Annotated in this window: 7 protein-coding genes; 1 reads left to right on the forward strand and 6 read right to left on the reverse strand. The window is 28.8% G+C overall.

Annotation, left to right across the window (positions count from 1 at the left end; all coding sequences use genetic code 11):
* Window positions 1–112 precede the first annotated feature (112 nt).
* Window positions 113–2,275 (forward strand): YhgE/Pip domain-containing protein, encoded by a 2,163-nt coding sequence (locus I4U58_RS09415; protein ID WP_195931047.1) that lies wholly within the window; start codon window positions 113–115, stop codon window positions 2,273–2,275.
* Between the two features lie 40 nt (window positions 2,276–2,315).
* Here I4U58_RS09415 and I4U58_RS09420 read toward each other — a convergent pair whose 3' ends face one another.
* The 6 genes from I4U58_RS09420 to I4U58_RS09445 all read right to left on the reverse strand — a co-directional run bounded on the left by I4U58_RS09420 (window position 2,316) and on the right by I4U58_RS09445 (window position 10,898).
* The gene (locus I4U58_RS09420; RefSeq protein WP_195931048.1) at window positions 2,316–2,528 is read right to left on the reverse strand and encodes a hypothetical protein; all 213 of its coding nucleotides are present in this window, start codon (window positions 2,526–2,528) and stop codon (window positions 2,316–2,318) included.
* Between the two features lie 128 nt (window positions 2,529–2,656).
* Window positions 2,657–4,156, reverse strand: a complete 1,500-nt coding sequence (gene putP / locus I4U58_RS09425) for a sodium/proline symporter PutP (protein WP_195931049.1) — start codon at window positions 4,154–4,156, stop codon at window positions 2,657–2,659.
* Between the two features lie 249 nt (window positions 4,157–4,405).
* The gene (locus I4U58_RS09430; protein WP_195931050.1) at window positions 4,406–6,946 is read right to left on the reverse strand and encodes a hypothetical protein; all 2,541 of its coding nucleotides are present in this window, start codon (window positions 6,944–6,946) and stop codon (window positions 4,406–4,408) included.
* A gap of 47 nt (window positions 6,947–6,993) precedes the next feature.
* Window positions 6,994–9,090 carry an MMPL family transporter gene (locus I4U58_RS09435; protein WP_195931051.1) on the reverse strand — a complete coding sequence of 699 codons (2,097 nt, stop codon included), beginning with the start codon at window positions 9,088–9,090 and terminating at the stop codon, window positions 6,994–6,996.
* A 253-nt stretch (window positions 9,091–9,343) separates the two neighbouring features.
* Window positions 9,344–10,219: a metallophosphoesterase gene (locus I4U58_RS09440; RefSeq protein WP_195931052.1), complete on the reverse strand. Its 876-nt coding sequence runs from the start codon at window positions 10,217–10,219 to the stop codon at window positions 9,344–9,346.
* Window positions 10,220–10,229: 10 nt separating this feature from the next.
* The gene (locus I4U58_RS09445; protein WP_195931053.1) at window positions 10,230–10,898 is read right to left on the reverse strand and encodes a TetR/AcrR family transcriptional regulator; all 669 of its coding nucleotides are present in this window, start codon (window positions 10,896–10,898) and stop codon (window positions 10,230–10,232) included.
* Window positions 10,899–10,958: the final 60 nt, after the last annotated feature.

Consider the following 10,958-nt stretch of genomic DNA (forward strand, 5'->3'; position numbering starts at 1 on the left):
GATAAATTAATATTGAATTTATTTTGTGGGTAAAACTATTGTAAACCCTAACAAAGTCGAGATTCAAATATAAATAAGTTAACAAAACAGAAATATATTCTTGGAGGATACAATGACAAAAATTTTTAAAGTATTTTATGATGACATCAAAGATATATTTACTAATTTTGCTCTTTTAATTGTCGTATTAGCTCTTTGTATTTTACCTTCACTTTATGCATGGTTTAATATTTATGCATCTTGGGATCCATATGGAAATACTGGAAATATTCCAATTGCTGTAGTAAATAAAGATAAAGGTACAACTTTGTCTGATAAAAACATAAATGTAGGTGATCAAGTAGTAAAAAAATTAAAAGACAACGACGCCCTTGGATGGGAATTTGTAAATTCAGATTATGCTAAAAAGGGACTTGAAAACGGAAAATATTATGCAACAATCGAAATCCCAAGCAATTTTTCAGAGGATTTAGCATCAATCTTATCTAAAAAAACAACAAAAGCTAAAATTATATACTCGGTAAATGAAAAGATAAATGCAATCGCCCCTAAAATAACTGATAAAGGCGCTTCATCAATTCAAAGTCAAGTAAATAGTGAATTTATAAAAACTGTTGGTGAAATAGCATTTACTTTACTAAACGATACTGGTGTAAAATTACAAGAAGAGTTGCCAAAGTTGACAAAAATCGAAACATCTCTGATAGATGTTAAAAATAAGTTTGCAACAATTGATAACACTGTAAAATATGGCTCTGAATCTATAGAAAAAATGAATGGTGTAATAAATAGCTTAAATAAGAATATGCCTTTAATAGAAAAAACTATTACAACAGCATCTGATTTGTCTTCTGATGCAAGCTCATTTTTACAAAACACACAAAATAATCTAAGTGATTTAGGCCCTATAATAAAAAGAGATTTACAGATTTTAAATAGTGTATCTGCTTCAGCTGCAAATAGTGCTTCAGCATTGATAGAAGCTATAAATTCAAATTATGAAGATGCACCACAACGTATAGACGATTTAACGTCAAAATTAAATAATTTACACAATGTTTCAAGTAATATTGTTGGCCTTTTAACAAAAATAAATCAAATAACAAATGGACAACATTTAAATGATTCTATAAACAAATTAAATACAATAAATAGTAAGCTTGAAACTTCAATAAATATTTTAAATACAGTAAAATCTCAAATTGAAGCAAATGAGCAACCATCTTTAACAAAATTAAACAGTATGCTTACATTACTAAATGATGTTAATTCTATTACATCAAACTTAGTTAACAACTATGATTCAACTATAAAAAATCCTATAAATAAAATTCTTAATCAAGGTATAGGTGTTTCTGAAAATGTAGGTGAATTATTAAAAAATGCACAAGCTGAAATACCTAAAGTCAAAAGCTTATTAGCTAGCCTTTCAGGATTTTCAGAAAATGCAGAAGGTACTATAGCTCTTGCAAATGAAAAAATTCCTGAAGCAAAAGCTATATTAAATGATTTCATAGATGCTATAAGCAAAATAAACAACAGTGAAGATACAAAAGATCTTATAAACTTCTTAAAAAATGATGTCATGACCAATGTAGATTTCTTGAAATCTCCTGTTGATATAGTTCAAAAAACTATATATCCTATGACTAATTACGGTGCTTCAATGACACCTTTTTATACTACACTTTGCCTTTGGGTTGGTATATTACTTTTAACATCACTTTTAACTACAGAAGTTCATGTTAAAGGTGAAGATGACGACGAATATAAACCTTACCAAGTTTATCTAGGTAGAGGACTTACATTCTTATCAATAGCACTTATACAGGCATTGATTGTAAGTCTTGGAAATATATTTATACTTAAGGTTCATATGGATAATCCACTCTTATTTACGATGATAGCCTTATTTGTAAGTGCAGTATTTAACTTTATAGTATATTCATTGGTATCTATATTTGGAAATATAGGAAAAGCCGTTGGTGTAATTTTACTTGTTCTTCAAGTAGCTGGTTCTGGTGGTACATTCCCTATACAAGTAACTCCAAAGTTCTTCCAAATGATATATCCATTCTTGCCATTTACTTATGGTATTTCGGCAATGAGGGAAGCAATTGGAGGAGTATATATGCCTAATTTAACTAGAGATATAAGCGTATTATTAATATTCCTTATATTATCAATTGTTATAAATATATTCTTAAAGGCACCGATTAATAAATTATTCCATAAATTTATTTCTAAATTAGAAGGCAGTCGTTTAACTGAATAATTTGCATAAAAAAAGGATGAGTTTATCATCCTTTTTTTATTTAATATATTCTCTCACACCATTTATAGCTTACATAGAATTTTCCATCTACTAAACCACTTTTTTGATTTACTACTTTAATTCTTTTTTTGTCATACTTATGTCCAAAGTTTTTTTCTATAGTTGTAAGTTTTCCTTGTGTTTTAAGAACATCTTCAAAGTATTTTTCTTTAATAAAAACATATTTTAAATTTTTATCAAGTTCTAAATTCATACAAATCCCCCCTAGATTACATATAAAATTCTTTCTTATATCTTAATTATACATCAAAAAAGCACAATCTAATTATATATTATATAGTTCATTAGATTGTGCTTTCATATTATATTAACTTATTTTTATTAACAATTTCTATTTAATTCTCTAACCTTTTCAAATTCATCTTGGATTTCTTGTGATGGTTCTTGTCCAAATTTACTTACTAAATAAATTGCTATTAATGATAATATAAATCCAGGAACTATTTCATATAAGCTAAATATTCCACCATATATAACCCCTAAATTTCTCCAAACTATTGTCACAATTCCACCTGTTACTATCCCAGCAATCGCTCCATTTCTAGTTGTTTTTTTCCAGAATAATGAGCACAACATAATTGGTCCAAATGTGGCTCCAAATCCTGCCCATGCATTTTCAACAAGACCTAAAACTGTATTATCAGGATTTAATGCTATAAGTATAGCTATTATGGATACTCCCATAACTGTAAGTCTACTTACTATCATTAATTCTTTGTCACTTGCATGTGGTCTAATTTTTGCTTTATAAAAATCTTCAGTTATCGCCGAAGCTGTAACTAATAGCTGAGAGTCAGCTGTACTCATCACTGCTGCAAGTATTGCTGCTAAGAATACACCAGCTATAACAAGCGGGAATATCTTCATAACCATTAATATGTATACAGTTTCCCCAGAAGAATTACTTAAATCCTCAGTTAAAAATACCCTTCCTAGTAAACCTACCATAGTTGCTGCTGTTAAAGAGAATACTACCCATACCATAGCTATTAATCTAGACTTTTTAATACTTTTTGCATCATCAATCCCCATAAATCTTACTAATATATGTGGTTGTCCAAAATATCCAAGCCCCCACGCAAGTGATGATATAACAGTTATCATAGCAATATGTGTTCCATCTAGTGTTATAAATGGATTTAGCATATTTACATTAACTGATTCTATTCTAGCTATTGTTGCATCTACTCCCCCCATACTAACTACAGCAGCACAAGGAACAACAACTATAGCAACAAACATTAAAATCCCTTGAACTAAATCTGTCCAACATACTGCAAAGAATCCTCCTGCAAAAGTATACGATACAACTACTACAGCACATATCAATAAAGCTAATGTGTAATCTATTCCAAATACTGTTGAAAATAATTTTCCACCTGAAACAAATGCTGATGCAGTATATACTAAGAAAAATATTAATATAAATAACGAACTGACTATTCTCAGTATATTTTGATTATCTCTATATCTATTTCCTAAAAATTGCGGAATTGTTATTGCATTACATACTTCAGTATAATTTCTAAGCCTTTTAGCTACTAGTTTCCAGTTAAAATAAGTCCCTATAGTTAATCCTAATGCAATCCATCCTGCTTCTAATCCTGCAATATATGCAGCTCCCGGTAGTCCCATTAGCATCCATCCACTCATATCTGATGCTTGTGCGCTAAGGGATACTACCCAACTTCCTAATTGTCTTCCACCTAAAAAGTAATCTTCTGTATTGCTAGTCTTTTTATATGCAATAAGACCTATTGCAAGCATCATAGCTAGATATATTACGAAAATTACTATTATAGTAATATTGCTTTGTACCAAAACTCTCCCCCCTGACTTTATAATTATCCAACACCCCTCATTGGATAATTGTTCCATTGTATTTATAAATATAATATAATATTAAGCTATATCAATAGTCAATAAAATTTTTTTATATAGCTTAGTTTCGCAATAAATAAGCAGATATAAAATTAGAGATGATTTATAAACCATCTCTAATTTTATATAGTACAATAATTATTTTTTATTAACTATAATAATTATCTAGTAAATTTATTTTTTAAATTTTTATTTATTAAATAAACCTTTTATCCAATCTACAAAACCTTTCTTTTCTTGAGTATTGTCTTTTGTTGTATCTGTTTTTTGGCTTTCTGATTTAGTATCTTTATCTTCTGATTCTTCAACTTTAAATACAAATCTAACTTTACCATTCATATCATCACTATTTATTCCTGAATAGTTATTGTATTCTTCAGATGCTGTTACTAATTCATCTTTAACGTCCATTATATTTCCTACTTCTGATATTAATTGATTACCTTCACCACTTAATTGGTCAAGACCTTCTTGTTTAAATTGAACAGTACCATCATAAAGTTGAGTGCTACCACTTGCTAAACTAGATATACCGTCTTTTATTTGTGTAGAACTGCTGCTTAATGTTGATGAACCATCTTTAAGTTGGTTAACACCACTTGTTAAACTACTTGCCCCACTTACTAATTGACTTGTACCTGCTGATAATTGTTGGCTTCCTGCATATGCACTTTGTGTTGCATTTGATAAAGTATTGCTTCCTGATTGTAACTGAGCACCAGCTTTAGCAAATTGGCTTAAATTAGTACCGAATGTTTGTGAACCAGTAAATAATGATGATGAACCATTTTTAAGTTGATTAATACCACTTGTCAAGCTACTTGCTCCACTTACTAGTTGATTTGTTCCTACTGATAATTGTTGACTTCCTGCATATGCACTTTGTGTTGCATTTGATAATTGTGAAGATGAATCACTAAGTGTACTTCCTGCTCCAGCAAATTGATTTAAACTTGATCCAAATTGTGATGAACCATTTTTAAGTGTTGATAATCCTGATTGTAAACTAGATGCACCTGCTGATACTGAGCTTATTCCATTTTTAACTGAGCTAAGTCCAGATTGTTGTTTAGATGCTACTGTTTTTAGTCCAGAGCTTATTTGATTTAAGCTAGCTGCTGCTGTACTTAGTTGTCCAGATTGTTGTTGTAAACTACTTCCTAATTGAGCTATTTCTGCTGCAAGTTCGCTATCTCCATTTGCTGCGGCTTTTTGTGATAAAGCATTTATTTGTGCTTGAAGTTGACTGCTGCTTGATGATGATAATTGTGAAGATACTTGTGCAACAGAATCAGCTAATGAACTTACAGTACTTGTAGAACTTATTAAACTGTCTACTCCACTATCTAATTGGCTTAATCCTCCACTTAAATTGCTTGCTCCACTATATGCAGAATCTATACCACTGTTTATATTGTTATATGATTGGTCTAATTTATTTGCGTTGCTTACATAACTTTGTACACCGCTTGCAAATTTACTTTGTGATGAATTTAATTGAGCAAGTCCACTTGTCAAGCTCATTGCACCTTGATCTAATGTTGGTAAATTATTTGCAAGTGTTTCTGCTCCTTTGCTCAATGAACTAATACCTTGATCTAATGAGCTTATTCCTGATGTTAATTGTGCATAAGCACCATCTAATTGATTTGCACTATTAGTATAAGTTGCTATACCTGAATTTAAAGATTGTTGTCCTTCATTTATTTGTTGTAAACCACTTGTTAAACTCATTGCACCTTCATTTAATGTTGGTAAACTATTTGCAAGTGTATCAGAACCTTCTTTTAATGTAGTTATTCCACTATCTAATGATTTTACACCATCATCAAACTTGCTGTAACTTGAATTAAGTGTTTCACTTCCATCAGCTACTTGTTTAGCTCCATCTACTAATTCTGTTCCTGCATCTTCTAGTTGTTGTAATGCACTTTTTAATTCACTGAAGTTCATATCTCCATCTATGTCTTCTAATGTTCCAGTAATATCACTTGTAAGAGCAAACATTATAGTTGGAACTTTAAAATTAGTCGTATTACCAGTTATAACAATTTCATCTTTTAAATTTAAGTAATTATTTAAATCACTGCTTAAATTTAAAGATTTACTTAAACCTGGTAAAGATATAAATGTTATAGAAGCATTATTTCCTTCATCTAACATAGTTCCTGCACTGATTTCTATATCTTTGAAATTATCTCTATCTAGTAATATTTCCCCTGCTGTTAAAAATGGTGTATATATTATTCTGTCTTCCCCATTTATTTGAACATTCTTCTTAACATTATTTTTTAATTTTATAGTGATTTTAAAATCACCGCTTTTTCCTTTTACGTCTTTTGGATTTACTACTTTTCCATTTAATTCATATCTTATATTTACATCTATAGGTAATTGTTCTTTACTTTCACCTTGATAATATAAATCATCCCCATTTACATCCCAAGTAACATTATCTCCATTTATACTTGGTTTTTCATTTCCTTTTATATTTTTTATATTTGTCAATTTACTTACATCTTTTATATTTCCTAAAGATGAGTCACTTTTTATCCAGTCTGAAACAATATTTTTTGTTACATTTCCGTTTTCATCTAATATAGAATATACTGTTTCATCTTTTGTGACTTTACTATCTGTTTTTGCAGCAAAAGCACAAGTGCTATTTGCTGCTACTAATGCTACAGTTGCTAATGCAATTGATTTCTTTTTAATATTTTTATTATACATGATTAATCCTCCCCCATTAATTAACTACTTATAATATTAAATATCTTTTAATTTACAGCGTCTGCTGTTTTTGATTTTTTATCAGGTTCAAAACCTTTACTTGTTTTTCTTATTACTGGTTCAAATACAAGTAATAATCCTGGTAATATGAATATAATCATAAACATACTTATTATTGCCCCTCTTGACATTAGGCTACATAATGAACCTATAAGTTCTAGTTGTGAAATTACACCAACACCTATAGTTGCTGAGAAGAATGATAACGCACTTGTCATTATTGATCCACCACTATGTTTTATTGCTGCTTGCATAGCTTCAAATTTATTATCATTATATCCCAATTCTTCTTTAAATCTAGAAGTAAGAAGTATTGCATAGTCAACTGTTGCTCCTAATTGTATTGTTCCTAATACTATAGATGCTATAAATGGTTCAATCTTTCCTGTATAATAAGGAATTCCTAAGTTTGCAAATATAGCACATTCTATTGCTGCAACCAATATAACTGGTAATGATATTGATTTAAATACTATAGCTATTATCAAGAATATTGCTATTATAGAAGCTGCACTTACTTTCTTGAAGTCTGTATCTGCTATTCTTATTAAATCTTTTGTAAGAGGTGCTTCACCACCTACAAGACCCTCAGGGTCATATTTATGGACTATATGTTCAACTTCTGTTAATTGTGCATTACACTCATCTGAAGCTGCTCTATATTTTGAATTTAATAATATTTCTTCATATCCTCCAGCTTTTAATTCACTTAAAATTTCATCAGGTATCATTTCCTGATCTATTGCTGGACCTATATATTTTTCAAGTCCTATAACTGAGTTTACACCGTCTATTTCTTCAAGTTCTTTAATCATAGATGTTACATCATTTGAATCTAATTTATCGCTTACTAAGATAAAATCTGTACTTTCCATATGGTAGTCATCTTTCATCTTATTAGTAGCAACTATTGATGGAAAATCATCTGGTAAAGACTCATCTAAGTTATAATAAACCTTCGCATTGTTATTTCCTATAAATGCAGGGATAAATATTATAACGAATAATACTGCTAGTTTTTTATAATGTTTAACTACAAATTTTGAAGTTTTTTCAAATACTGGTAAAATTGTTTTATGTTTATATTTGTGTATTGGTTTGTCAAATATTAATATTAATGATGGTAAAATTGTTACTGTGCATAAAACACCAATTATAACACCTTTTGCCATTACTATACCCATATCCATACCTAAACTTAAATCCATAGTACAAAGTGCTAAGAATCCTGCTACAGTAGTTGTCGAACTACCTATTATAGATACAAATGTGTTTTGTATTGCATTTGACATGGCCTCTATTCTGTCGGAGTTTTTTCCCAACTCTTCATCATATCTGTGAAGTAAGAAAATAGAATAATCCATTGTTACCCCTAGTTGCAATACTGCTGCTAAGGCTTTAGTTATATATGAGATTTCTCCTAAAATTATATTAGAACCAAAATTATATATAATTGCTAAACTTATACTTAATAAAAATACAAATGGTACTACAGTTGATTCCATTGTAAGTAATAAAACTATTAAAGTAAGTATACCAGCTATTATTACATATAATGGCATCTCTCCATCTGCACAATCTTTAGTATCTTTTATAATACCACTCATACCACTTAAAAATCCTTGTGCACCAACTATGTTTCTAATTTTTTGTACAGTATTTTGAGTAGTTAGCGTTGCTGTACCTTCTTTTAACATCACTATTATCATAGTAGATTTATCGCCATTATAAAGTAAATCTGTCATATCCTTTGGGAGAATTTCTTTTGGTACAGATAAATCTACAAAATCATCTACCCAAAGTGCTTTTTTAACTCCATCTAACTTAGCTACTTTTTCTTTTACTTTGGCTACATCTTTATCTGGCATATCTTCAACAATAAGCATCGCGATAGATCCGCATCCAAATTCATCTTGTAAAATTTTTTCTGCTTGCATTGTAGATGTCTCTTCTGGCAAATAACTCAATATGTCATAATTTACATCTGTTTTGAAATATCCAAATGCTGCTGGAACTACTAATATTACTGCTAATAGCAAAATTAATTTGCTATGTTTGGCTATCGCTTTTGATATCCTTTCCATAATTCTACCTCCATTTTTAGGCGTGCCCAATATTTATACCTAGATTGTAGGGCGCGCCCAAAAGTTTGTCAACAAGTTTTTGTGTTAAATTTTTACAGTAGATTATAAAATTTTTATTGCACATAAAAAATTCGCTTCGCTCATATAACGGGCGAATCAAAGATTCCGTTGCTTTAAATAATAAGTTGGAAATTATATATAATTTCCTTAGAAATAAAAAGAACACATGGCAGAAAAACTGCTATGTGTTCTTTTAAATTATATCGCTTTTTAATTTTATACTGACTATTTCAGGCTTACAATTTATTCTTATTAATACTTTTGAGCCTCCAAGTCCTTTACTTACTATCATAGTCGAATTATTTTTTTCGTATTTTCCTAAATCATACTTAGGAAAGAACTTTCTATCTGGTGATAATAAGCCTCCTATAAATGGTAGTCTTACAACGCCACCATGTACATGACCACATAAAGTTAAGTCTGCACCCCATTTTTCATATGCATCGAAATAAAATGGAGTATGTGCTAGTAGTATATTAAATTCATTTTTATTTAAATCACCTAATTTTTGTTCTAAAAATTTACTGTCGATAGTTGTAATCTCCTTATCGTCAAATAAATATTTATAGCAACTATATGGAACTGTAAGTCCATATAAATTTATTTTAGAGTTATTTTTTTGTATTTTCACTTTATCATCGTCTAAATTTATAAAGTCTATTTGATTTAATTCTTCAAAATATTTAATATACTCTTGTTTATATTTTTTAATCAATGCCTTTTGCTCGTGATTTCCTATTATATAATAAACTTTATATAGTTTTGTCAGTTCCTTCATAAAGTTTAAAGCTATATCGTAGTTATTATTTTCTCCATCTACTAAATCACCTGTGATAACTATTATATCTGGATTTAAAGATTTAATTTTTTGTAATAACTTTATATTATTTTTGCCAAATGATTTACTATGTAAATCTGAAATTTGGACAATATTATACCCATCAAATTCTTTTGGTATTTTTTTATTTTTAATTGTATATTGTGCTATTTCTAATGTATTTATATTGTGACTTAAATAAATACAAATCAAAATAAAAATACAAATAAGTATTAGTATTGTCTTGTACATATAACGCTCCTTAAACTTTATTTAAAAATATATCAAAACTCTCTAGTAATTCACCAATATTTAATTTATTTGAAATATCTATTGCATTACTTACAATTTGATCTACTTGTTCTTTATCTATTATGTTTAATAAAATTAATCTAGTTGATATTACTGATTTTATTATGTCCTCAATTTCTAATTGTATATCTTTATTATAATATCTTCTAAGTAATTCTTCTTCTCCTGAACATCCAACAGTAACACTTATATATATATCTTTTTCAGCTACATTATAATGTGTTTCTAGGGCTTTTTTCTTAAATAAATCTACTAGTATATTTACATATTCTTTTCTGATTATAGGCACTGTTGATGCTTCTATATATATTCTAAATAGACTTTCATATCTGACTATTGTATATGTATACAAACATTGTGTTACAGCATAATTTAATAAAAGCTCAGTATCATTCATATGGTGATTGCTTATTAACTCGTAAATCTTATTGAATATAGTTTTGTAAATATAAAGGAGTATATCTTCTTTCTTTTTAAAGTAATAGTATAAATGTCCTCTTCCAATTCCAGCTGCATCTGCAATTTGTCTAATAGTTGTTTTTTCATAGCCATTTACTAAAAAAAGATTAAATGATTTCTTTATAATTTGTTCTTCAATATCTATTTTTTTATTACTCATAACTATTTCTCCTTAAAATTTATTCATTTTAAATATAAATATTGGGCACTAATATTATAC

The sequence above is a fragment of the Clostridium sp. 1001270J_160509_D11 genome, from assembly GCF_015667935.1.
Taxonomy (GTDB): Bacteria; Bacillota; Clostridia; order Peptostreptococcales; family Peptostreptococcaceae; genus Intestinibacter.

What these genes read in the sequence shown, in the direction of transcription:
- I4U58_RS09420 (WP_195931048.1), bottom strand. Translation starts at nt 2,528, where the DNA reads ATGAATTTAGAACTTGATAAAAATTTAAAATATGTTTTTATTAAAGAA.
- I4U58_RS09440 (WP_195931052.1), bottom strand. Translation starts at nt 10,219, where the DNA reads ATGTACAAGACAATACTAATACTTATTTGTATTTTTATTTTGATTTGT.
- I4U58_RS09430 (WP_195931050.1), bottom strand. Translation starts at nt 6,946, where the DNA reads ATGTATAATAAAAATATTAAAAAGAAATCAATTGCATTAGCAACTGTA.
- I4U58_RS09415 (WP_195931047.1), top strand. Translation starts at nt 113, where the DNA reads ATGACAAAAATTTTTAAAGTATTTTATGATGACATCAAAGATATATTT.
- I4U58_RS09435 (WP_195931051.1), bottom strand. Translation starts at nt 9,090, where the DNA reads ATGGAAAGGATATCAAAAGCGATAGCCAAACATAGCAAATTAATTTTG.
- I4U58_RS09445 (WP_195931053.1), bottom strand. Translation starts at nt 10,898, where the DNA reads ATGAGTAATAAAAAAATAGATATTGAAGAACAAATTATAAAGAAATCA.